General features: G+C 66.2%; 24 protein-coding genes and 1 tRNA gene. 18 read left to right on the top strand and 7 right to left on the bottom strand.

Annotated features, from left to right (window positions below; all coding sequences use genetic code 11):
• Positions 1–27: 27 nt before the first annotated feature.
• Entirely contained in the window at positions 28–1,818 is a 1,791-nt protein-coding gene (locus RH90_RS05005) for a sensor domain-containing diguanylate cyclase (protein WP_029625045.1), read from the top strand.
• 101 nt (positions 1,819–1,919) lie between these two features.
• Here RH90_RS05005 and RH90_RS05000 read toward each other — a convergent pair whose 3' ends face one another.
• The 3 genes from RH90_RS05000 to sucC all read right to left on the bottom strand — a co-directional run bounded on the left by RH90_RS05000 (position 1,920) and on the right by sucC (position 4,994).
• The gene (locus RH90_RS05000; protein WP_010184262.1) at positions 1,920–2,849 is read right to left on the bottom strand and encodes an electron transfer flavoprotein subunit alpha/FixB family protein; all 930 of its coding nucleotides are present in this window, start codon (positions 2,847–2,849) and stop codon (positions 1,920–1,922) included.
• Positions 2,846–3,592 (bottom strand): electron transfer flavoprotein subunit beta/FixA family protein, encoded by a 747-nt coding sequence (locus tag RH90_RS04995; protein WP_010184261.1) that lies wholly within the window; start codon positions 3,590–3,592, stop codon positions 2,846–2,848. The genes RH90_RS05000 and RH90_RS04995 overlap by 4 nt, the downstream gene beginning before the upstream one ends.
• Before the next feature lie 202 nt (positions 3,593–3,794).
• The gene (gene sucC / locus RH90_RS04990; protein ID WP_010184260.1) at positions 3,795–4,994 is read right to left on the bottom strand and encodes an ADP-forming succinate--CoA ligase subunit beta; all 1,200 of its coding nucleotides are present in this window, start codon (positions 4,992–4,994) and stop codon (positions 3,795–3,797) included.
• A gap of 121 nt (positions 4,995–5,115) precedes the next feature.
• Here sucC and RH90_RS04985 point away from each other — a divergent pair, with 121 nt between their 5' ends.
• Positions 5,116–5,631 (top strand): sterol desaturase family protein, encoded by a 516-nt coding sequence (locus RH90_RS04985; protein WP_029625044.1) that lies wholly within the window; start codon positions 5,116–5,118, stop codon positions 5,629–5,631.
• Here RH90_RS04985 and RH90_RS04980 read toward each other — a convergent pair.
• Complete coding sequence (locus RH90_RS04980; protein WP_157134519.1) at positions 5,603–6,409, bottom strand: NYN domain-containing protein; 807 nt, start codon at positions 6,407–6,409, stop codon at positions 5,603–5,605. The two genes, RH90_RS04985 and RH90_RS04980, sit on opposite strands and share 29 nt — an antisense overlap.
• Positions 6,410–6,538: 129 nt before the next feature.
• Positions 6,539–7,474 (bottom strand): ribose-phosphate pyrophosphokinase, encoded by a 936-nt coding sequence (locus RH90_RS04975; protein ID WP_010184257.1) that lies wholly within the window; start codon positions 7,472–7,474, stop codon positions 6,539–6,541.
• Positions 7,475–7,634: 160 nt separating this feature from the next.
• On the opposite strand from RH90_RS04975, the gene RH90_RS04970 reads away from it, so the two are divergent.
• From RH90_RS04970 to RH90_RS04925, 11 genes are all read left to right on the top strand, one after another.
• Positions 7,635–8,963, top strand: coding sequence for a glutamate--tRNA ligase (locus RH90_RS04970; protein WP_010184256.1), 1,329 nt, complete (start codon positions 7,635–7,637; stop codon positions 8,961–8,963).
• 98 nt (positions 8,964–9,061) lie between these two features.
• Positions 9,062–9,730: an energy transducer TonB gene (locus tag RH90_RS04965; RefSeq protein WP_010184255.1), complete on the top strand. Its 669-nt coding sequence runs from the start codon at positions 9,062–9,064 to the stop codon at positions 9,728–9,730.
• A 105-nt stretch (positions 9,731–9,835) separates the two neighbouring features.
• A complete protein-coding gene (locus tag RH90_RS04960) occupies positions 9,836–10,141 on the top strand; it encodes a hypothetical protein (RefSeq protein WP_232280302.1) in 306 nt (101 codons plus the stop codon).
• A gap of 11 nt (positions 10,142–10,152) precedes the next feature.
• Positions 10,153–11,145, top strand: a complete 993-nt coding sequence (gene ribD / locus RH90_RS04955; RefSeq protein ID WP_010184253.1) for a bifunctional diaminohydroxyphosphoribosylaminopyrimidine deaminase/5-amino-6-(5-phosphoribosylamino)uracil reductase RibD — start codon at positions 10,153–10,155, stop codon at positions 11,143–11,145.
• Positions 11,146–11,149: 4 nt separating this feature from the next.
• Positions 11,150–11,761, top strand: a complete 612-nt coding sequence (locus RH90_RS04950) for a riboflavin synthase (protein ID WP_010184252.1) — start codon at positions 11,150–11,152, stop codon at positions 11,759–11,761.
• On the top strand, positions 11,748–12,896 hold the full coding sequence (gene ribB, locus RH90_RS04945; protein WP_010184251.1) for a 3,4-dihydroxy-2-butanone-4-phosphate synthase: 1,149 nt from the start codon (positions 11,748–11,750) through the stop codon (positions 12,894–12,896). Before RH90_RS04950 ends, ribB begins: the two co-directional genes overlap by 14 nt.
• Positions 12,896–13,315: a 6,7-dimethyl-8-ribityllumazine synthase gene (gene ribH / locus RH90_RS04940; protein WP_010184250.1), complete on the top strand. Its 420-nt coding sequence runs from the start codon at positions 12,896–12,898 to the stop codon at positions 13,313–13,315. Before ribB ends, ribH begins: the two co-directional genes overlap by 1 nt.
• Before the next feature lie 5 nt (positions 13,316–13,320).
• Positions 13,321–13,494, top strand: a complete 174-nt coding sequence (locus RH90_RS23335) for a GNAT family N-acetyltransferase (protein WP_010184249.1) — start codon at positions 13,321–13,323, stop codon at positions 13,492–13,494.
• The gene (locus RH90_RS21980) at positions 13,495–13,686 is read left to right on the top strand and encodes a GNAT family N-acetyltransferase (RefSeq protein WP_010184248.1); all 192 of its coding nucleotides are present in this window, start codon (positions 13,495–13,497) and stop codon (positions 13,684–13,686) included.
• Positions 13,683–14,135, top strand: a complete 453-nt coding sequence (locus RH90_RS04930; RefSeq protein WP_157134518.1) for a hypothetical protein — start codon at positions 13,683–13,685, stop codon at positions 14,133–14,135. The genes RH90_RS21980 and RH90_RS04930 overlap by 4 nt, the downstream gene beginning before the upstream one ends.
• 58 nt (positions 14,136–14,193) lie before the next feature.
• The gene (locus tag RH90_RS04925) at positions 14,194–15,567 is read left to right on the top strand and encodes a cytochrome P450 (protein WP_010184246.1); all 1,374 of its coding nucleotides are present in this window, start codon (positions 14,194–14,196) and stop codon (positions 15,565–15,567) included.
• A gap of 102 nt (positions 15,568–15,669) precedes the next feature.
• Here RH90_RS04925 and RH90_RS04920 read toward each other — a convergent pair.
• Positions 15,670–15,744, bottom strand: a tRNA-Gly gene (locus RH90_RS04920).
• Between the two features lie 193 nt (positions 15,745–15,937).
• On the opposite strand from RH90_RS04920, the gene RH90_RS04915 reads away from it, so the two are divergent.
• The 3 genes from RH90_RS04915 to RH90_RS04905 are packed head-to-tail and all read left to right on the top strand — an operon-like array spanning position 15,938 to position 17,663.
• The gene (locus RH90_RS04915; RefSeq protein ID WP_010184245.1) at positions 15,938–16,834 is read left to right on the top strand and encodes a tetratricopeptide repeat protein; all 897 of its coding nucleotides are present in this window, start codon (positions 15,938–15,940) and stop codon (positions 16,832–16,834) included.
• On the top strand, positions 16,831–17,457 hold the full coding sequence (locus RH90_RS04910; protein ID WP_010184244.1) for an LON peptidase substrate-binding domain-containing protein: 627 nt from the start codon (positions 16,831–16,833) through the stop codon (positions 17,455–17,457). Before RH90_RS04915 ends, RH90_RS04910 begins: the two co-directional genes overlap by 4 nt.
• Positions 17,454–17,663, top strand: coding sequence for a hypothetical protein (locus RH90_RS04905; protein WP_010184243.1), 210 nt, complete (start codon positions 17,454–17,456; stop codon positions 17,661–17,663). Before RH90_RS04910 ends, RH90_RS04905 begins: the two co-directional genes overlap by 4 nt.
• Positions 17,664–17,988: 325 nt before the next feature.
• Here the strand turns inward: RH90_RS04905 and RH90_RS04900 are convergent, their stop codons facing one another.
• A complete protein-coding gene (locus RH90_RS04900) occupies positions 17,989–19,206 on the bottom strand; it encodes a UbiH/UbiF/VisC/COQ6 family ubiquinone biosynthesis hydroxylase (protein ID WP_010184242.1) in 1,218 nt (405 codons plus the stop codon).
• 134 nt (positions 19,207–19,340) lie between these two features.
• Here RH90_RS04900 and RH90_RS04895 point away from each other — a divergent pair, with 134 nt between their 5' ends.
• Together RH90_RS04895 and RH90_RS04890 are read left to right on the top strand one after the other, a co-directional pair.
• A complete protein-coding gene (locus RH90_RS04895; RefSeq protein ID WP_010184241.1) occupies positions 19,341–21,656 on the top strand; it encodes an FtsK/SpoIIIE family DNA translocase in 2,316 nt (771 codons plus the stop codon).
• A 64-nt stretch (positions 21,657–21,720) separates the two neighbouring features.
• Positions 21,721–22,332, top strand: coding sequence for a LolA family protein (locus RH90_RS04890; protein WP_010184240.1), 612 nt, complete (start codon positions 21,721–21,723; stop codon positions 22,330–22,332).
• Positions 22,333–22,560 lie beyond the last annotated feature (228 nt).

Below are 22,560 nucleotides of genomic sequence, written 5' to 3'. Positions count from 1 at the left end.
AACCCGACATTGGGTATGGACTGATCTATGTTAAATGAGCGTGTATCTGCTCCTGTCCGGTCGGCCCTCCGCGCATGCCTGTTCGGCTTGCTCTATTTCGGTGCCTCCGCCGTCGCGATTCGCTTCACGCGTTTCGGCGGAGGCGCGGCGTGTCTGTGGTTTGCGACCCCCCTGCTCCTCGCCGAAATCGTCCTGCGGCCCCAGCGCTATTGGGCATTGCCAGCGGCTGCTGCGCTCGTCGGCGGGATCCTCGCCACCGCGCTGTTCGGGATCGGCCTCGCGGGGGCGCCGCTGCTGACGCTGTTCATCGTCGCGGAGGCAATCGTCGCGGCGTGGCTCCTGCAGCGCTGGAGCGGGACGGGGGCCGACCTCGGATCGTTGCGCGGCGTGATGCTGTTCATCGTCGCGGCGGCGATCATCGCTCCGGCGCTGTCGGGGCTTGGCGGCGCCGCGACGATCTCGCTGGTGACGCACACCGGCTTCACCATCAATTGGCTGAGCTGGTATCTCGGCCATGCGCTCGGGACGATTACGGTCGCGCCGATCGCTCTGCTCGCGCGGAGCGGGGACATGTTCGCGGGCATCGCCAAGCTGCGCCGGGCGCGCAAGCTCGAAGGCGCGGCGCTGATCCTGCTGACGATCGCGGTCTCGCGGTTCGTCTTCGGCCAGGCGCGCTTCCCGCTGCTGTTCCTGCCGCTGCTGCCTTTGACGATCGCCGCGTTCCGCTTCGACCGGATCGGCGGCGCGATCGCGATCGCGATCGTCGCCGTGATCGGCGGGGCCTTTACGATCGGCGGCGGCGGACCAGTCCATCTGATTGCCGGTACGACGCACGAGCGCGCGCTGTTCCTGCAACTCTATCTGGCGACCGCGGTCGTCATGACGCTGCTGATCTCGGCCGAGCTCGCGCAGCGCAAGCGGCTGATGGTGGCACTGCGCGCCAGCGAAGCGCGCTATCGGCTGATCGCCGACGGCTCGACCGACGTGATCCTGACGCTGACGGTCGATGGCCGGATCGACTATGCGTCGCCCTCGATCGCGGCGCTCGGCGGCTATGATCCGGCGAGCCTGGTCGGACGCGAGGCGCAATTGCTGATCCTTCCCGAGGACCGTGCGAGCGTTGCCCAGATCCATCGCCAGGCGATGGCCGAGCCGACCAGGACCTTCATCGTCGAATATCGCGGGGTGAAGGTCGACGGCGCACGCTTGTGGTGCGAGAGCCATACCCGCGGGATCATCGACGAGGACGGCGCCGTCGTCGGCGCGGTGAGCGTGGTTCGCGACATCTCGCGGCACAAGAGCCTGCAGGCCGAGCTGGTGCACGCAGCGCAGACCGACCCGTTGACCGGGATCGTCAACCGCCGCGCATTCGACCTTATGCTCGATCAGCGCCTTGCCGATGTCGCGGCGGGGCGCGGCATCGGGGTGTGCGCGGTGCTCGATCTCGATTTCTTCAAGCGCGTCAACGATGCGCATGGCCACGCCGCCGGCGACCGGGTGCTCTGCGCCTTCGCCGACGTCGCGCGGCGCTCGCTGCGTCCCGAGGATGTCCTCGCACGGCTGGGGGGCGAGGAGTTCGCCCTGATCATCTGGAACGCCGATTTGTTCGAGGCACAGGCGATTTGCGAGCGGTTGCGGCGCGAGATCGCCGACCTGTCGGTTGCGACGGGTTTCGGTGAGGACGTACGCTTTACCTTCAGCGGGGGGCTGGCACCGATCGGCGCTGGACGATCGCGCCAGCACGTGCTGCGCCACGCCGACGAGGCATTGTACCGCGCAAAGGATGCGGGGCGGAACCGGCTCGAATTGGCGAACTGAGCTTTCGAGGCGCAAACGAAAGGGGCGCCGCGACCGCGTCGCGCCGCCCCTTCTTTCTGATCAACCGAGGCTGACGACTGGTTGCTCGCCCGTTCCGGGACTCAGAGCTTTTCGGTCAGTTCGGGCACGAGCTTGAACAGATCGCCGACCAGGCCGAGATCAGCGACCTGGAAGATCGGCGCGTCCTCGTCCTTGTTGATCGCGATGATGACCTTCGAGTCCTTCATCCCGGCGAGATGCTGGATCGCGCCCGAGATACCGACTGCGACATAGACGGCGGGTGCGACGATCTTGCCGGTCTGACCGACCTGATAGTCGTTCGGCGCATAACCCGCATCGACGGCGGCGCGCGATGCGCCGACGCCCGCGCCGAGCTTGTCGGCGAGCGGGTCGATCAGTTCGTGGAACTTCTCGGCCGAGCCGAGCGCCCGACCGCCCGAGACGATGATCTTGGCCGAGGTCAGTTCGGGGCGTTCCGAAGCGGCGATTTCCGAGCCGACATAGGTGGAGAGGCCGGTATCGCCGGTGGTGTCGACGGCTTCGATCGTGCCCGAACCGCCTTCGGTGGCGACCTTGTCGAACGCGGTGCCGCGGACCGAGATCACCTTCTTGGCATCCTTGGTCTGGACGGTGGCGATCGCATTGCCGGCGTAGATCGGACGCGTGAAGGTATCTTCACCCTCGACCGACAGGATGTCCGAAATCTGCATCACGTCGAGCAGGGCGGCGACGCGCGGCGCGATGTTCTTGCCGTTGGTCGTCGCGGGCACGAGGAAGGCGTCGTGCGTCTCCATCAGCTTGACGACCAGCGGCGCGACGTTTTCGGCCAATGCATGCGCATAGGCCGCATCGTCGGCGACATGGACCTTGCCGACGCCGGCGAGCTTGGTCGCGGCTTCGGCGACCGCGCCGACGCCTTGGCCGGCGACGAGGAGGTGGACTTCACCGAGCTTCGAAGCCGCGGTGACGGTGGAGAGGGTTGCGTCCTTCACGGACGTACCATCATGTTCGACCCAGACGAGCGTCTTCACTTGCTGATCCCCATGGCTGAGAGCTTCATCACCAGTTCGTCGACATCGGCGACCTTGACGCCGGCCGAACGCTTGCCCGGCTCGACCACTTTCAGCGTGGTGTGGCGCGGGCTGACATCGACGCCGTAATCAGCGGCGGTCTTCTGCGCCATCGGCTTCGACTTGGCCTTCATGATGTTGGGCAGTGAGGCGTAGCGCGGCTCGTTGAGGCGCAGGTCGACGGTAATGATCGCGGGCAATTTGAGCGTCTCGGTCTCCGAGCCGCCATCGACTTCGCGCGTCACGGTGACGCTGTCGGTGGCGAGCTCGACCTTCGAGGCGAAGGTCGCCTGACCGACGCCGAGCAGCCCCGCCAGCATCTGGCCGGTCTGGTTGTTGTCGTCGTCGATCGCCTGCTTGCCGAGGATGACGAGGTCGGGCTTTTCCTCCTCGACGATCTTGGCGAGCAGCTTGGCGACGCCGAGCGGCTCGACCTTGGTCTCCGAGACGATCAGTATCGCGCGGTCGGCGCCCATCGCGAGCGCGGTGCGCAGCGTTTCCTGCGCCTTCTGCTCGCCGATCGAGACGACCACGATTTCGGTGACGCCCTTGTCCTTCAAGCGGATCGCTTCTTCGACCGCGATCTCGTCGAACGGGTTCATGCTCATCTTGACGTTGGCGAGGTCGACCCCGCTTCCGTCCGCCTTCACGCGGGGCTTCACATTGTAATCAAGCACACGCTTGACCGGCACCAGCACTCTCATCGGGATTCCTTCCAGGACAGTTTCTTGCTCGGCAGCATCTGGTGGTCAAATGGCGGTTTTGCGCGGTTTTCGCAAGTCCGGTATGTCATCCGCGGTTGCCGTAGCGGCACCGCGCGCGACTCGAATACAGGACCAAACGCAAAAGGGCCCGGGCGTTTCCGTCCGGGCCCCTGCTTTGGCGCCAAAGCGTAGCGTCGGGCGGTCAGGCCGCCTTCTGCACCTCGGCGACGATCTTCTTGGCGGCGTCGCCGAGATCGTTGGCGGGGACGATCGCGAGGCCCGAATTGGCGAGGATCGCCTTGCCGGCCTCGACATTGGTGCCCTCGAGGCGGACGACGAGCGGCACCGAGAGGTTCACTTCCTTCGCCGCGGCGACGATGCCCTCGGCGATGATGTCGCACTTCATGATGCCGCCGAAGATGTTAACCAGGATGCCCTTCACGTTCGGATCGGCGAGGATCAGCTTGAACGCGGCCGTCACCTTCTCCTTGTTCGCGCCGCCGCCGACGTCGAGGAAGTTGGCCGGGAACATGCCGTTGAGCTTGATGATGTCCATCGTCGCCATGGCGAGGCCGGCGCCGTTGACCATGCAGCCGATGTCGCCGTCGAGCTTGATGTACGCCAGGTCGTACTTCGAGGCTTCGAGCTCGGAGGGATCTTCCTCGGTCTCGTCGCGCAGGTCCATCAGATCCTTGTGGCGGAACAGCGCGTTGTTATCGAAGCCGACCTTGGCGTCGAGCACCATCAGCTTGCCGTCATCGGTCACCGCGAGCGGGTTGATTTCGATCTGCTCGGCATCGGTGCCCATGAAGGCATCGTACAGCTTCGATGCGACGAACGACGCCTGCTTGGCGAGATCGCCCTTGAGCTCGAGCGCTGCGGCAACCGAACGGCCGTGATGCGGCTGGAAGCCGGTCGCCTGGTCGATGTCGATGCTGTGGATCTTCTCGGGTGTGTCGTGCGCGACGGTCTCGATGTCCATGCCGCCCTCGGTCGAGGCGACCATCGACACGCGGCCGGTGGCGCGGTTGACGAGCAGCGCCAGGTAGAATTCCTTGGCGATGTCGACGCCGTCGGTGACGTAGAGGCGGTTGACCTGCTTGCCGGCGTCGCCGGTCTGGATCGTCACCAGCGTGTTGCCGAGCATGTCGGTTGCGGCGGCCCGGACTTCGTCAGCGGTCTTGGCGAGGCGGACACCGCCCTTGGCGTCGGGGCCGAGTTCCTTGAACTTGCCCTTGCCGCGGCCGCCGGCGTGGATCTGCGCCTTGACGACATAGAGCGGCCCGGGGAGCTTTTCCGATGCTGCAACTGCTTCCTCGACCGACATTGCCGCGAAGCCCGCGGGAACGGGCACGCCGAATTTCGCCAGGAGTTCCTTGGCCTGATATTCGTGGATGTTCATGAGCGCGTGCCTTTCCAAGGGTCGGGTTTGCGGGGGGCTTAAGCACACACGGGGGCGCGAATCCACCCCTTCGCAGTTGCGAACACTCGCTATCACGGCCGTGGCACGCTATATCGCACGCATGTCGCTGATCTCGGGTTTGTTGCTCTTTCTTGCCACCGTCGCGGGGATGGAGCTGTTCGCTTATGCTGCGCACCGCTGGGTGATGCACGGCTTCGGCTGGTTCCTGCACGAGAGCCACCACCGCCCGCGCACCGGAAATTGGGAGCTCAACGACCTGTATGCGGTGATCTTCGCACTGCCGTCGATCACGATGCTGGTGTTCGGCGTCCAGCTCGGTTGGTGGCAGGGCTTCACCTGGATCGGCGCGGGTATTGCCGCCTATGGCGCGATCTATTTCGGCTTTCACGACATCATCGTCCACCGCCGGATCCCGACGCGCTATCTGCCCAAGTCGGCCTATATGAAGCGGATCATCCAGGCGCACCGGTTGCATCATGTGGTCGAGACCAAGGATGGGACGGTCAGCTTCGGCTTCCTGGTTGCGCCCAAGCCCGAGGATCTGAAAGCCGAACTCAAGCGGCGCAAGCGCGCCGGGGTGCGCGCGCCTACGGCGCAGTCGCAGCCTTCTGCCTGACAGCCTCGCGTAACTTTGCGCGGAATTCCTTCCGCTGTTCGGGATCAAGGTCGCGTCCCAGGCTTGTGCGAGCACGAGCAAGCGCGGGTCGGTCGAAATCAGCTGGCAACTGATTGCGATTGTCGTCCATGTACTGGAGAATACCGTTGGCTTCGGGTGGCTCGACGTCGCTCATATACTGGTCGATCGTAGCATCGATCGAATCCGCTGCCCCAGCGACGACCGGGTTTTCCGGCGTGCGATCGGGTACAATGGTCAACCACTTCTCGACCGTGTCTTGACCCCATTCCTGCAAGGTGTCAGATTCCGCAATTAGATCGGGTGATTGCGAACTTCGTGCGGGATGCAGGCCTAAAAGGTGGACGCGAATGCCATATGTCTGGGCTACCTGGACGCCAACGCGAATATCTTCATCGCCCGAAACGATCAGAGCATCTGAGATCGCTTGCGTCCGCGCAAGCTCGATTAAGTCGGTAACAATTAGTGAGTCGACGCCTTTTTGCTCTCCTCTGCCATTGATCGTTCCAAATCTGCATTTGACGTTCTCCGACTCGGAAACCGCCTTTTGTTCGTGACTGAGAATGCCGCCTCGAGCGACACCGTCATACCAGTAGATTCGCAGAAGCCGGGCGTTAGGCTCTGCCGCTTTTGCCAAGGATACCAAGTCTGCGAGTAACGCTGCGACGTTAAGTCGTATCTTTGTGCGTGCCTGCTTGCTGCCAGCGAGGAGCACAGAGCCTTGGGCATAAAGATACCCCGCATCGACGAAGACAGCCATTTGCAGCATATGTCACCGATACGAAAAAGGGCCCCCGCAGGGACCCTTAGCTAGAAGCGCGTGCGATTAATAGCCCACGCGCTTGCTCCTATCTATAGACGACTTGAATCGTTGTCAATCAACCAAGCGTCAGTCGAACAACGACGAAACCGACGATTCGTCGGCGATCCGGCGAATCGCCTCTGCGAGCAGTGGCGCGATCGTCAGATGGCGGATCTTATTGGCCGAGGCGACGATATCGTGGCTGCCGAGCGAATCGGTTATCACCAGTTCCTCGAGCGCCGAGCTTTCGACGCGCGCTACCGCGCCGCCCGACAGCACGCCGTGCGTGATGTATGCCGCAACGCCTGCGGCGCCCGCCTGCCGGAGCGCGGCGGCAGCGTTGCACAGCGTGCCGCCCGAATCGACGATGTCGTCGATCAGGATGCAGAAGCGCCCTTCGACCTCGCCGATGATGTTCATCACCTCCGACTCGCCCGCGCGCTCGCGGCGCTTGTCGACGATCGCGAGCGGCGCGTTATTGAGCCGCTTGGCGAGCGCGCGCGCGCGCACCACGCCGCCGACGTCGGGCGAGACGACCATCAGATTGCGGTTGCCGTAGCGCGTAAGAATGTCGGCCGACATCACCGGCGCGGCGAACAGATTGTCGGTTGGAATGTCGAAGAAGCCCTGGATCTGCCCGGCGTGGAGATCGACCGAGAGGACGCGGTCGGCGCCGGCGACGGTGATCAGATTGGCGACGAGCTTGGCCGAGATCGGCGTCCGCGGCCCCGGCTTGCGGTCTTGCCGGGCATAGCCGAAATAGGGGATCACGGCGGTGATCCGCCGCGCCGAAGCGCGTTTCAGCGCGTCGATGCAGATCAGCAGCTCCATCAGATTGTCGTTCGCCGGATAGCCGGTCGACTGCAGCACGAAGACGTCCTCGCCGCGGACATTCTCCTGGATCTCGACGAAGATCTCCTCGTCGGCGAAGCGGCGGACCTGCGCGTCGGTCAGCGGCAGCTGAAGATAGGCGGCGACATCGCGCGCGAGCGGCAGGTTCGAATTGCCGGTGAGAAGTTTCATATGGGCCGCCCCTTGTGCTTGCCGATTTGCAGCCTCCTTAGGAGCGTCCTCCGCCGGGGGAAAGGGACCGCGTGCCGTGCGACGCCGCGGGGCGTGCCGCAAAGCGCGGGAGTATGCGCGGGCTTGTCGAAAGGGCGCGGCGTCCTCTACCGCTCGTCGCATGACGATCCGCACTCGCTTCGCCCCTTCGCCGACCGGCATGCTGCACGTCGGCAACATCCGCACCGCACTCCACAATTGGCTGTGGGCGGAAGCGCAAGGTGGCGAATTCTGGCTGCGGATCGACGATACCGATGCCGAGCGCAGCGATGAGCGCTTCGTCGAGGCGATCCGTGCCGACCTCGCCTGGCTCGGGCTGACGATTGCGGGTGAGGAACGGCAGTCGGCGCGCTTCGCGCTCTATGATGCGCGTTTTGCGGCGTTGCGCGAAGCCGGCCGTGTCTACCCGGCGTATGAGACCGCGCAGGAGCTCGATCTCAAGCGCAAGATTGCCGCCGGGCGTGGGCTCCCGCCGGTCTATGATCGTGCTGCGCTCGCGCTGAGCGACGCCGAGCGGGCGAGCTTCGAGGCGGCCGGCGTCAAGCCGCACTGGCGCTTCAAGCTCGATCATGCCGCGCCGATCGTGTGGGACGATCTGATCCGCGGTCCGCAGAGATTCGATGCCGCGACGATGAGCGACCCGGTGATCCGCCGCGCCGACGGATCGTGGCTCTACATGCTGCCCTCGGCGATCGACGATATGGAGATGGGCATCACGCATGTCGTGCGTGGCGAGGACCATGTCTCGAACACCGCGCTGCAGTTGCAGATGTTCGACGCGATGGGCGTCGCGCCGCCCGCGTTCGCACATGAAGCGCTGCTGGTCGGCTCGGAAGGCAAATTGTCGAAGCGGCTCGGCTCGCTCGGTGTCGCGCATTTCCGCGAGGTCGGGATCGAACCCGAGGCGGTGCGCGCCTTGCTCGCACGGATCGGGACGAGTTTGCCGGTCGAACCGCTGGTCGAGACCGCGACGCTGATCGAGAGCTTCGATTTCGCCAAATTCGGTCGCGCGCCGGCGCGTTTCGACGAGGCCGAGCTTGCGGGATTGAACGCCAAGATCGTCCACCAGCTCGATTTCGCGCACGTCGCCGGCCGGCTTCCCGCCGGGATGGGCGCGGCGGAATGGGCGGCGGTGCGGCCCAATCTCCAGACGATCGCCGAAGCGGCCGACTGGTGGGGCGTGATCGAGGGCCCGATCGTCGCCGATCGCGACCCCGCCGATGCCGACTTCCTCGCTGCCGCCGCGCGGACTGCGGAGTCGCTCGACTGGGCAGCGGACCCGTGGCACGCGCTGGCCGGCGCGCTGAAGGCCGAGACCGGACGCAGCGGCAAGGCGCTGTTCTTGCCCTTGCGCCGTGCGCTGACCGGGCGCGACCATGGTCCCGACATGAAGGCGCTCCTCCCGCTCATCGGGCGCGAGCGCACGATCGCCCGCCTTTCTCCGGCTTGAAGCGGCAGGATACAATGTCTCTTGCCAACATAATGGTATGATGTAACATCCTCTCCATGTCCGGCGCAGAATCGGACGGCAAAGATGGAGACGGGACGATGCATGCAGATCGTTATGCCAGCCGCCAGGGTTTTAACCCCGGCGGAGTCGCCTTTGCGCTCGGTGCGTGCGGCGTGTTGCTGTTCGGGCTTTCGCTGACCGCGCCGCATTTCGTTCGCGATATCGTGCCGACGATCACCGCGACCAACATCCCGCTCGATCCGCCACCCCCGCCCAAGCCCGAACCAAAGCCCGTCCCGCAGATCCAGCACGCCGCGCAGCCGGTGAAGCCGCCGCCCGAGTCGCTCGACCTGACCAAACCCGTATTGCCGGGCATCCCGAGCGGCCCGATCGCCACACACGTTGATCCGCCGCCGGTTCAACCGTTCGCCGGCGGCACGGGTGATGTGGGCATGATCGTCAAACCGCCCGCGCCGGTCATCACCATTCCAAAGCTCGACTCGCGCTATCTCGGCGCGTTCCAGCCGACCTATCCGAGCGACGAGCGCCTCGCCGGGCGCGCGGGACGCGTCGTGGTGCGCGTGCTGATCGGCACCGACGGGCGCGTGAAGCAGGTCGAGCAGGTCAGCGCGTCGAGCCCCGCCTTCTTCGAGGCGACGCGCAAGCGCGCACTTGAGAAATGGCGCTTCGTGCCCGGCACGCGCGACGGCGTGGCGATCGAGGCGTGGCAGACGATGGCGGTCCGCTTCGTGCTCGACGAAGAATAGCGGGCGAGGGCAGGCGCGGCAGGGCTGGCATCGCTTCCCTGTCGCGCCTATCTCGGTCTCATGAATTTTCTGCGCTACATATCCCCGCTGCGCGCCTGGCGCGATATGCGCACTTACATCGTGACCCGGCGGCCGCACCAATTGGGCTTCATGGGCGTCGCGCTCGCGCTGACCTATGTGATGATCATGGGCGTGATCTACGAATCGAAGATCCCGCCCAAGCCGTATCACCGCGACATCATCTATGTGCAGCAATGGCGCGCCGACCGCACCGATGCCGAGATCGTCGCGCAGCAGAAGATCGACGGGGTCGAACAGACCCGCCAGGCCAACGAACTCAAGCGACTCGAGGCCGAGCGGCGCGCGCAGTTTAAGAAGGTCAATGACGGGCTCAAGGCCTACGGAATCTAGGCATGGCCAGGATGTCGGACGATTCGCGCTGGATGGGCGCGGCGCTCGCGCTCGGCGAGCGCGGACGCGGGCGGACCGCGCCCAACCCCAATGTCGGCTGCGTGATCGTCGCCGATGGCGCGGTGGTCGGCCGGGGCTGGACCCAGCCCGGCGGGCGCCCCCATGCCGAGGCGATGGCGCTCGCCCAAGCGGGAGAAAAAGCGCGCGGCGCGACCGTCTATGTCACGCTCGAGCCGTGCGCGCACATATCGACGCGGGGCCCCGCGTGCAGCGACCTGCTCGAGCTGGCAGGTGTCGCGCGGGTCGTGATCGCGCTTGGGGATCCCGATCTGCGCACCAATGGGGCAGGCGTCGCTCGGCTGCGGGCGGCGGGGATCGAGGTCGAGCTTGGCACCGGTGCTGATGCCGCGCGCTCGGCAATGGCCGGGTTCCTCCTCCGACAGCGCCGGGGACGCCCGGCGGTGACGCTCAAGCTGGCGATGTCGCTCGATGGTGCGACCGCGTTGGGATCGGGGGCGAGCCAGTGGATCACCGGCCCCGCGGCGCGGGCGCACGCGCATCTCGAGCGCAGCCGCCACGAAGCGATCCTGGTCGGCCGTGCGACCATCGACTGCGACGATCCGACGCTGGACGTGCGCTTGCCCGGGCTCGGACAACGCTCGCCGCGCCGCGTGATCTTGTCGCGCACGCCCGACTTTGTGCATCCCGCGGGTGCCGCCGCCGGGGATTGGGAAAATATCGCGTCGCCCGAAGACATTGCCGGGCTCGAGGCGGTCAATCATCTGCTGGTCGAAGGCGGCCCGACCACCGCGGCGGCCTTCCTCGCCACCGATCTGGTCGATCGTCTATTGCTCTATCGCGCGCCGATTCTCGTCGGTGACGGCCGCACCTTGCCCGACATCGGCCTCGCTGATCTTACCGACGCGCACGGCCGCTGGGCGATGACCGATGCGCGCACCCTTGGCAGCGACCGGCTCGAGGTTTACGAGCGCGTCAGGGAGTAGCGCCATGTTCACCGGCATCATTACCGACATCGGCACGATCGACCGGATCGAGGGGCGTGGCGACCGGCGCATCTTCGTGACCACCGGATATGACATGGTGAGCGTCGATCTCGGCGCGTCGATCGCTTGTTCGGGCGTGTGCCTCACCGTCATCGACAAGGCGTCAGGCTGGTTCGCTGCCGATGTTTCGGGCGAGACCGTTTCGCGCACGCCCGCCGAGCAATGGACCGCCGGTCGCCGGCTCAATCTCGAACGCGCGCTGAAACTCGGCGAGGAGCTGGGCGGCCATATCGTCACGGGGCATGTCGATGGCGTCGCCACCGTCGCTTCGATCGAGCCCGAGGGCGATTCGCACAAAATCACGATCGAATTACCCGCCGCGCTCGCACCGTTCGTCGCGTCCAAGGGCTCGATCACCGTCGACGGTGTATCCCTGACCGTCAACGCGATCGACGACCATGATGACGGCACCACCCGTTTCGCGGTTAACGTCATTCCCCACACCCGGGCGATGACGACGCTCGGTGACCTGCGCATGGGCAGCAGCGTCAATATCGAGATCGACGTCCTCGCCCGCTATCTGCAACGCATGGAGCATTATCGTGCCAAAGCCTGAAGTCGCGCGGCTGCGCCATGGGTTCCTGTCCTCGCCCGAGGAGTTGATCGACGAGGCCAAGAACGGCCGGATGTTCATCCTGGTCGATGACGAGGATCGCGAGAATGAGGGCGATCTGGTCATCCCCGCGCAGATGGCGACGCCGGAGAAGATCAACTTCATGGCCAAGCACGGCCGCGGGCTGATCTGCCTCGCGATGACCAAGAAGCGGGTCGAGGAGCTCGGGCTCGGGCTGATGAGCCGCCACAACGGCACACGGCACGAAACGGCCTTCACCACCTCGATCGAGGCGCGCGACGGCGTCACCACCGGGATTTCCGCCGCCGACCGGGCGCGCACCATCGCGGTCGCGATCGATTCGTCGAAGGGCAAGGAAGAGATCGTCACGCCTGGCCATGTCTTCCCGCTCGTCGCGCGCGATGGCGGCGTGCTGGTCCGCGCTGGCCATACCGAGGCTGCGGTCGACGTCTCGCGGCTCGCCGGACTCAACCCGTCGGGCGTGATCTGCGAGATCATGAACGAGGACGGCACTATGAGCCGGCTCGACGATCTCGTCTCGTTCGCGCAGCTCCACAATCTCAAGATCGGCACGATCCGCGACCTGATCGCGTATCGCCGCCGCCACGACCATCTCGTCGAGAAGCGGGCCGAGATGCCGTTCGACTCGAAATGGGGCGGCCAATGGAAGGCGATGACCTTTCACAACAAGGCGACCGGCGACGAGACGATCGCGCTGGTCAAGGGGCGGATCGACCCGACCAAGCCGACCCTGGTCCGGATGCACACAGCCTCCTATTTCGTCGACATGTTCGGCGAGCAATCCGAGCGTTCCGGCCTGCTGTCGGGCGCGATGGAAGCGATCGCTGCCGAAGGCGCCGGCGTCATCGTGGTGATAAACCGCCCGATGAAGGATTCGGTGACGCGCTTCATCAAGCTGCGCGGCGAGGGCAAGGGCGCGGGCGCGCCCGAGGTCGAGGAATTGCGCGATTACGGCGTCGGCGCGCAGATCCTCGCCGAGCTCGGCGTCGAGGAAATGATTCTGCTCACCAATACGCATCACGCTTTGGTCGGGCTCGAGGGCTATGGCCTGTCGATCGTCGACGAGCGACCCATTTCCGGTACCGGGGGCGAATAATGGCCAAATTGCTCATCGTCGAAGCGCGTTTTTACGACCATCTCAACGACCTGCTGCTAGAAGGCGCGCGCGCCGCGATTGAGGCCGCGGGCCATAAGCATGAGACGATCACCGTTCCGGGTGCGCTCGAGATTCCCGGTGCGGTCGCGCTCGCGGCGGAAAGTGGCCTGTATGACGGTTTCGTCGCGCTCGGCGTGGTGATCCGCGGCGAGACCTATCATTTCGAGATCGTCGCGGGCGAGAGCGCACGCGGGCTGATGGCGCTGTCGATGGACGGCCTGGCGATCGGCAACGGCATCCTCACGACCGAGGACGAGGCTCAAGCGCTGACGCGCGCGCGCAAGTCGGAAAAGGACAAGGGCGGCGAGGCGGCCAAGGCGGCACTCGCGATGATGGTGCTGAAAGCGCGCTTCGGCTGACGCTGATGGTGAGCGGGCCGATCCTGTTCACCGAGCGGTTGATCCTAAGGCTCCCCGAGCCGGCGGATTTCGAAGCCTATGCCGCCTTCGCCGCGGATCGCGAGACGATGGCGCACCTCGGTGGCGCGATGCCGCGTGCGGTCGCCTGGCGCGACTCTTCGGTGCGCGCCGGTGCGTGAATGACGCGCGGCTTCTCGATGTTCTCGGTGATCGAGCGAAAGACAGGTGCGTGGGTCGGGCGGATCGGCCCGTGGCAGCCCGAAGGCTGGCCCGGCACCGAGGTCGGCTGGGGCGTCGCGGCGGCCTTTGCCGGCAAGCGCTATGCGCAGGGGCAGAGTGCCCAGCAGTGGCGGGCGCGGCGCGGCGGATGAGCAAGCCTCCGCCGCCGCGCTACAAGATCGTCGAACGCGGCGGGCGGCTCCACACGATCGACACATGGGCCGAACAGCCGCCGGCCGCGCCGCTTCAACGGCGCGCCGACCCGATCGCCCCGGGCGACGCCCTCGGCGCGCCGCTGGTCGCCGCCTTGTTCCGCGTGCGCGACGCGGACGGGCGCCGGTTGCTGACGACGTCGCCGAATTGGGACCGCAAAGGTCCGCGCGTCATCGCGCTGTTGCCCCCGGGCGAACGCCGCATCGCCGCGCTCGGTCTGCTGAGCATCGGCGTGACGCTCGTGCTGCTGCTGGTGGCGCTGATCGATTTAGACATGCTGATGCCGATCTGCGTCGTCGCAGTGGTACTGGCCGGCGCGGTCTCGAGCAGCCGCACCAGCATGGTCACAAGCTGGCTCGACTCGCTCGGCCAGGAGACGCCGCGCTAAGCTCTTCCCAGCGCTCGACTCCTTACTTATACCGATGTCAGTAAGCAGGAGCGCGACGATGGCGTACGCCCACACCTTCAAGGCCAATCCGCATTGGCTGCCGCGTCAGAAGCAAAGCGCCATCCGCGCCATTCCGGGGGAGGACGGATTGCCCTTCGTCGGCAACACCTTCCGCATGCTCAAGGATCCGGTGCGCTTCGGGCGCCACATGATCGACAGCTATGGCCCGGTGTTCCGCAACAATGCGTTTGGCGGTCCGACGGTCAGCTTGATCGGCCCCGAGGCCAACGAGCTCGTGCTGTTCGATCGCGACCGGATCTTCTCGTCCGAGCAGGGCTGGGGGCCGTTGCTCAACCTGCTGTTTCCGCGCGGATTGATGCTGATGGATTTCGACAAGCACCGCGCCGACCGCCGCGTGATGGCGGTCGCGTTCAAGCCCGAGCCGATGCGGCATTATGCCGAGACGCTCGACGCCGGTATCGCGCGCGCCGTCGCGGGCTGGGGCAACCGGCCGATACGCTTCTACGACGCGATCAAGCAACTGACGCTCGATCTCGCTGCCGAGAGCTTTCTTGGCATGCCGCTCGGGCCCGAGGCGACGCGGATCAACCAGGCGTTTGTCGATGAGGTGCAGGCTTCAATCACGCCGATCCGTGTGCCGCTACCAGGCTCGCAGATGCGCAAAGGGGTCCGCGCGCGCGCCTATCTAATTGATCTGTTCGAGCGCGAGATTCCGGCGCGGCGCGCGGCTGGCGGCCAGGACTTCTTCTCGCAATTCTGCCGCGCGACCGACGACGATGGAAAACCGCTCGCCGCCGATGCGATCGCCGATCACATGAACTTCCTGATGATGGCCGCGCACGACACGATCACCTCGTCGGCGACGAGCCTCGTCATGCTGCTCGGCCGCAATCCCGAATGGCAGGAGAAGTTGCGCGCTGAGATCGCCGATCTCGGGCGCAACGACACGGGTGGGCTGCCGCCCGGGCAGCTCGACCGGCTGGTGCTGACCGACATGGCGTTCAAGGAAGCGCTGCGGCTGATCCCGCCGGTGCCATCGCTGCCGCGTCGCGCGATCAAGCCGTTCGATTTCGGCGGTTTTCACATTCCGGCGGGGACGACGGTGAGCGTCAGCGTTGCCTACACCCACACCATGCCCGAATTGTGGCCCGATCCGCAGCGCTTCGATCCGTTTCGCTTTACCCCCGATGCGGTGCGCGCGCGGCATAAATATGCCTGGGTGCCGTTCGGCGGGGGCGCGCATATGTGCCTGGGGCTGCATTTCGCGACGATGCAGGTGCGGATCCTGATCGCGCATCTGCTCAGCCGCTATCGTATCGAGCTCGATGCGGGGGCGGGTGAGACGTGGCAAGCCTGGCCGATCCCGCGGCCGAAGGACGGGCTGCCGCTCCGTTTCGTTCCGCTGGAATGAGCGACGCCGATCGTCGCGATCGCGCCCCGGCATCACCGTGAAATCATCGAATCAATCGGCGCTCGGCACCATGGCCTACGCACTGTTTTCCCTTAGGAAAACTGGAGCGGGCGAAGGGATTCGAACCCTCGACCCCAACCTTGGCAAGGTTGTGCTCTACCCCTGAGCTACGCCCGCTCTGGCGTTTACGGCCCGGTCAGTGGCTGACTGGGCGGGTAAGGTGGCGGGCTCTAACAGCGACCTTCGCCCTCGGCAACCCCTTATCGCGGGTCGCGTGCAGATCGTTCAGAAAAGGGTTGGCTTCGCAGGCTGAGCGCCCACATAAGACGCACAGCACAGAAGATTGGAGCACCACTTGGCCACCCTGGGAATGAGCGCCGCCGAACGCGAGGCCGTCGAGAGCTTCCGCCGCGACGTCGTCGAGCCGTCGATGACCAAGCTCGTCGTGATCGATTTCTGGGCCGAATGGTGCGGTCCGTGCAAGGCGCTGACGCCGCTGCTCGAAAGGGTCGCGGCAGCCTATGCCGACAAGGGCGTGCTGCTCGCCAAGATCGACACCGACAAGAATCAGTTCATCGCCGCGCAGTTCCAGATCAAGTCGATCCCGACGGTCTATGCGATGTTCCAGGGCCAGCTCGTCGCCGACCTGACCCCCGCACGCACCGAGACGCAATTGCGCACGATGCTCGACCAGTTGCTCAAGCAATTGCCGATCGAGAGCGAAGCCGCCGGATTCGAGGCCGAGCTCGAGCCGCTGATCGCGATGGGCGAGCAGGTCCTCGTCGAGGGCGATGCCGAACGTGCGGTGAGCGTGTTCGCGCAATTGAGTGAAATGGCGCCCGAGCATCCTGCGGTGCTCTCGGGCATGGTGCGCGCTTTGGTCGCCGCCGGGCAGACCGACGAGGCCGAGGCGGCGATTGCCGCGCTTCCCGAAGAGATCGCCAAGCTCCCCGAGATCGAACGCGCGCGGACCGCGCTGGCGCTCGCGCGCGAAGTCCAGCCGGTCGACGATCTGGCCGGACTTGCCGCCGAAGTCGCTGCGAACCCCGAGAATCACGAGAAACGCTTCGAACTCGCCGGCGGGCAGATGGCGGCGGGCGACCGCGATGCCGCGGCCGACACGCTGCTCGCGATGATCGCCGCCGATCGCACGTGGAACGACGGCGCGGCGCGCGCGCAATTGCTCAAGATCTTCGAGGTGGTCGGGCTCGAGGATCCGTGGGTTTCGGCGCAACGGCGCAAGCTCTCGGCGATCCTGTTCGGATGACGGTCACGCGGCTCTCGATCTTCCCCTTGCCGGGGGCGTTGCTGTTCCCGGGCATGCATCTGCCGCTGCATATCTTCGAGCCGCGCTATCGGGCGATGATCTCGGACGCGATGGCGCGCGATCGCCGAATCGGCATGGTCCAGCCGCGGCCCAACGTGCCGGTGCGGCCCGAGCGGCCGCCGTTGTTCGAGGTCGGCTGTGTCGGCAAGATTTCGGAGTTCGAGGCGAGCGAGGACGGGCGCTACAATCTGATCCTCGAGGGGCTTTCGCTGTTCCGGATCGTGCGCGAGCTCGATGTCACCACTGCCTTCCGTCAGGTCGAGGCGGAACTGATTCCCGGACCGAGCGAGCCCGAGATCCTGTCACTGTCGCGGCGGTCTGCGCTCGAGAGCGAATCGCGCGCCTTTGCCGATGCGCAAGGCTATGCGGTCGATTGGGACGCGGTGACCCGGCTCGACGACGAGGCCTTGGTCAACGGCATCGCGCAGATCGCGCCGTTCGACGTCGCGGCGAAGCAGGCGCTGCTCGAAGCGCCGCGAATCGAGGATCGCGCCGAGCTGATCATCCAGCTGATGCAATTCTTCGGTCGCCACGACGGCGAGGATTCGGTCACGCTGCAATGACGCCGCGCGCGGACAAAGCGAAGCGCAAGGGGCGCGTCGGCGGTGCCGCGATGATGATCGGGATGTTCTTTGCGACGCTGTTCGACCCGAAAAAGGCGGCGGCGGTGGTGCAGATCGATACGCAGCGGCGAATCGGCAGCGAGGCCGAGCGGATCGCGGCGGCGGCGAGTGCGCCTCCCGCAGATCCGCGGCAGGTGCGCGACTGATCGGGCGCGCCAGGCGGTTCTGCGGTAGATCGGTTCGCGCAGAGGCGCGGAGGACGCAGAGCGGTTGCGCCTAGCCTCTTGGGCAACACCCCTATCGCACTTTTGGAAGCGCTTCCCCGGCGAAGGCCGGGGCCCAGGGCCCAGGAGCGCAACACTTCCTGGTCTCCCGGTGCGTTCGATCCGCGCGGCCATCTCGACTGGGCCCCGGCCGTCGCCGGGGAAGCGCTATGCGAGTCGGGCGCGTACCTCGCAACACTCGCCTCTGCGTCCTCCGCGCCTCTGCGCGAACCCAATCGACGCTGACGCGAGCGCTGCCGTCGCGAGCCTAAACCGTTATCCCCTGCAACAGTTTCGGCACATCCCCGCTCTCGCCGCGCGCCTCGGCGATAAAGCGGCGTTTGAGCGGCGGCACGCGCTGCACCGTCGACAGCCCCATCCGCCGCACCGCATTGGCGGTCTTGCCGGGAATGCCGAACAGCCGCGTCAGGCCGTCGGTCGCCGCCGCCACCATGAAGGTGTCGAGGCTGCGCCAGCGGTCGTAGCGCGCGAGCAGTTGCGGGTCGCCGAGGTCGAGCCCGGTGCGCTTGCCGTCGACCAGCACCTCGACCAGCGTCGCCACGTCGCGGAAGCCGACATTGACGCCCTGGCCCGCGATCGGATGGATGCCGTGCGCCGCGTCGCCGACCAACGCGAGCCGGTCCGACACGATCCTGGCGGCATGGTGGAAGCCGAGCGGATAGCTCATCCGCGCGCCGAGCGGCCCGAGCTTGCCAAGGAAGCCGCCGATGCGCTTGTCGGCCTCGGCGAGCCAGCCGCGATCGGACAGTTTCATCATCCCGGGCGCCTGGTCGTGCGTCACCGACCAGACGATGCACGAGCGATGCCCCTGTTCGTCGTCGTTGAGCGGCAGGATCGCGAACGGGCCGTCGGGGTAGAAGATCTCGAACGCGATGTTCTCGTGGCTGTATTCGTGGTGCAGCGACGTAACGATCGCGGCATTGTCATAGCTCCAGCGCGCGACGCGCAGCCCCGCCGCCTCGCGCGTCGGCGAGTTTCGGCCCTCGGCAGCGATCAGCAGCGGCGCCTTGATCACCGCACCCGAATCGAGCGTGAGCGTGACACCGGCCGCGCCGCGCTCGACTGACACCGCGCGCGTTTGCATCCGCACGTCGACATTGCGCGCGGCCGACGCCGCCTCGAACAGCGCCGCGCGCAGCTTGCGATTCTCGACCATATGGCCGAGCGCACCGTCGCCCGGCTCGGGCTCGAAATCGAGCGCGCCGGGCTCCAGCCCGTCGCTGACGCGGATCCCCTGGATCGGGCAGGCGAATTCGGTCAGCCGGTCGGCGACGCCGATCGCCTGCAGCATCCGCCACGGCGCGCCGGCGATCGCCGAGGCGCGGCCGTCGAAGCCTGCGGCAAGAATCACCGCCGGATCGGCAATGTCGATGACGATCGCGCTGAGCCCATGCGTGTCGAGCGCCACGGCGAGCGCGCTGCCGACGAGTCCGCCGCCGAGGATGATGACGTCTGCTGTGTCCATGCCGTCTGCTGTAGCGCCTCGTCCGGCCGCTCGCCAGCCCGCATAGCCTCGAAGGCCTATGCGCAAAGCCTTGACGTCGAACCCGCCGCGCGCGATGAATCTCGGCACAGACAGCGAACATCGGGACACAGATCATGGCGAGCCGCGCGCAGCCACCCTTATGGCGTGAGACCGTCAAGGCCGGCGCGGTGCGCAGCGGCGCGCTGATCACCGCGATCGCGCTTGTCGTGCTGGTCGCATTGTTCGTCGTCGCGGTCGCGAGCTATCATGCCAGCGACCCGTCGCTCAACACCGCTTCGGGCGCTGCGGCGCGCAACTGGCTCGGTCGGCCCGGCGCGCTCGTCGCCGATGCGGCGTTCTGGCTGCTCGGGCCGGGGGTCGTGGCGCTCCTGCCGACGGTGTCGCTGATTGCGCTGCGGCTGTGGCGTGCGGTGCCGGTCGGCCGCTGGCGGCTGATGCTCGGGGCGTCGCTCGGCGGCATCGCGCTGATCGGGACGGCGTTCGCGTTGATCTGGAGCGCGGCGGTGCCTTCGCTGGCGGCGGGCTATGGCGGTGCGCTCGGGCTCGGCCTTGGCGACGCGGTGCGCGCACTGATCGGCTTGCTTCCAGACGCGAACGCACAATTGTGGACGACGCGCGGAATCGCCGCCGGCCTCGGGCTCGCTGGCCTCGCGGCCTGGGGCTATAGCTTCACGATCGACGTCAGCGACCGCGCGCCGCGCATCGCGCGCGAACCCAAGCGGCTGAGCGACCAGCGCCGCGACCGCGATATCGTCGACATGGAGGATGACGTGCTTCCGCCCGAGCCGAGCCCGCGCAAGCTTTCGATGCCGCGCGCGCTCGCCAGCCCCGACGTCCGCCCCGGCCCGGTGATCGCCGATCGCGCGATGACCCCGGTGACGATCGCCAAACCGCGCGCGAAACAGACCTCGATGGATTTCGGCGATGCCTCGAACCTGCCCTCGCTCGACCTGCTCAACCCCGCGCCCCCGGCAGTCGGCGGCCCGGTCGACAAGGTCGCGCTCGACCGCAATGCGCGCCTCCTCGAGACGGTGCTGAGCGACTTCCACGTCAAGGGATCGATCATCAACGTGCGGCCCGGCCCGGTCGTGACGATGTACGAACTCGAGCCGGCTCCCGGCATCAAGGCAAGCCGCGTGATCCAGCTCGCCGACGATATCGCGCGCAACATGTCGGCCGTGTCGGCGCGCGTTGCGACGATCCCGGGGCGCACCGTGATCGGCATCGAGCTGCCCAACGCCAAGCGCGAGACGGTGGGCTTGCGCGAACTGATCGATTCGCTCGACGACCAGCCGGGTTCGCTGTCGCTGGTGCTCGGCAAGAATATCGCGGGGGACCCGGTGATCGCCGATCTCGCGCCGATGCCGCATCTGCTCGTCGCGGGGACGACCGGGTCGGGCAAGTCGGTCGGGCTCAACTGCATGATCCTGTCTTTGCTCTACCGGCTCAAGCCCGAAGAGTGCCGGATGATCATGATCGATCCCAAGATGCTCGAACTGAGCATGTACGAGGACATCCCGCATCTCTACGCGCCGGTGGTGACCGATCCGTCGAAGGCGGTACGCGCGCTGAAATGGACCGTCGAGCAGATGGAGGATCGCTATCGCCAGATGTCCTCGCTCGGCGTGCGCTCGCTGGCGAGCTTCAACGACAAGGTGCGCGCGGCCAAGGCCAAGGGCCAGCCGCTCGGGCGCAAGGTGCAGACGGGGTACGAGCCCGGTACTGGCGCGCCGATCTATGAGGAAGAGACGCTCGACTATCAGGTGCTGCCGCAGATCGTCGTGATCATCGACGAGCTCGCCGATCTGATGATGACCGCTGGCAAGGAAGTCGAATTCCTCATCCAGCGTTTGGCGCAGAAGGCACGCGCGGCGGGCATCCATCTGATCATGGCGACGCAGCGCCCGTCGGTCGACGTCATCACCGGCGTGATCAAGGCGAACCTGCCGACGCGAATCAGCTTCCACGTCACGTCGAAGATCGATTCGCGCACGATTCTGGGCGAGCAGGGCGCCGAGCAGCTGCTCGGCAAGGGCGACATGCTCTACATGCCCGGCGGCAAGGGCATCGTCCGCGTCCACGGTCCGTTCGTGTCGGACGACGAGGTCCGCGCCGTCACCGATCACTGGCGCGCACAGGGGCAGCCCGATTACAACCAGGCGATCACCGAGGAGCCCGAGGACGGCTTCGCGATGGACGGCGCGCCGACCGGCGAGGATACCGCCGAAGACCAGCAATATCGCACCGCCATCCAGCTCGTCGTCGAAAGCCAGAAAGCCTCGACCTCGTGGCTCCAGCGCCAGCTGCGTGTCGGCTATAACAGCGCGGCGCGGCTGATCGAGCGGATGGAGAAGGACGGTATCGTCGGCCGCCCCGATCATGTCGGGCGCCGCGAAGTGTTGCGCGACCGCGACGGGAACCCGGTGTAAGGCCTTTGGTTCAGAGCGGGTTCAAGCCGCTGCGGGCTTAAGCGGCCGCGTCAGGAGATTATTCGTGTCCCTTCGTTACCCATCGCTTCTTGCCGCGCTCGCCGCGCCGGCCCTGGTGTCGGCCGCGCCCGTCGCCGACCTGTCGCTGGTGCAGAAGCACCTGCAATCGGTCGAGAGCATGACCGCGTCGTTCACCCAGACCGATCGCGCGGGAAAAGTGCTGACCGGCGTGCTGACGCTCAAGAAGCCCGGCAAGATCCGCTTCCAATATGAAAAGGGCGTGCCGATCCTCATCGTCGGCGATGGCAAGTCGCTGTGGTTCCTCGATTACTCGGTTGGGCAGAAGCAGCGCTGGCCGATCGGCGGCTCGCCGCTCGGGATTCTGCTCGACCCGTCGCGCGACATGCGCGGGATCGCCAGCGTCGTGCCGACGGGCAACCCCGAGACCGTCGCGGTCGACGCCGCCGACCCCAAGCATCCCGAATACGGCCGGATCAGCCTGGTGTTCGTGCGCAATGCGACCGCACCGGGCGGGTTGATGTTGCAAGGCTGGGTCGCGCTCGATTCGCAGAACAATCGCACCACGATTCGCCTGTCGAACCAGCGGTTCAACGCGCCCGTCAGCAACTCGGCGTTCCAATGGCGCGATCCGACGCCCGCATCGGGCAGAAAATAACCTGGGCTAGGATCGGTTCATATTGGCGACAGGTTTGCAGGCCTAACACTCAAATCGCGGATGTGAGGTGCTACCGGGATTTTTCCCCCTGTTGCCCGGACCCTTGCTTCCCGCCTGCGTGACGAACGCTAGGTCGGCCCTCGCTCCATGCCCCCGGAGCGAGGGCCTTTCCATGTCCGGTACCGGGGTCCGGTAGCGACGGGTGGCGTGGGACGGCCGCGATGGTTA

Origin of the sequence: Sphingomonas sp. PAMC 26605, from assembly GCF_000241485.1 — a bacterium.
In the GTDB taxonomy this organism is placed as follows: domain Bacteria; phylum Pseudomonadota; class Alphaproteobacteria; order Sphingomonadales; family Sphingomonadaceae; genus Sphingomonas.
This window is presented reverse-complemented; position numbering and strand designations above follow the sequence as displayed.